Here is a 273-nt window from a genome sequence, read left to right on the forward strand (position 1 = left end):
GGCCATGCCGCACTGGCACGCGCAGGTCGAGGTCAACTACGTGATGCGCGGCACCGTGCACTACCGGATGAGCGATCACGAATTCCGGCTGAGCGCTGGCGAAATGTGCCTCTTCTGGGGTGGTCAGCCGCATCAGATGGACGAATCCTCGGATGATTCGCTCTATGCCGGCGCCCATCTGCCGCTCGTCTATTTCTTCCGGCTGCGCCTACCGATCAGCGTTTCCAGCCGGCTGATGAAGGGCGAGACGCTGCTGACCTCGGCAACGGATGC

General features: G+C 62.6%; 1 protein-coding gene. It reads left to right on the forward strand.

The window, feature by feature from the left end; genetic code table 11:
* The coding region (locus EOD29_RS31795) for a cupin domain-containing protein (protein WP_127248820.1) at positions 1 to 273 on the forward strand (273 nt) is incomplete at both ends.

The sequence above is a fragment of the Mesorhizobium sp. M1A.T.Ca.IN.004.03.1.1 genome (assembly GCF_003997555.1).
Taxonomy (GTDB): domain Bacteria; phylum Pseudomonadota; class Alphaproteobacteria; order Rhizobiales; family Rhizobiaceae; genus Mesorhizobium.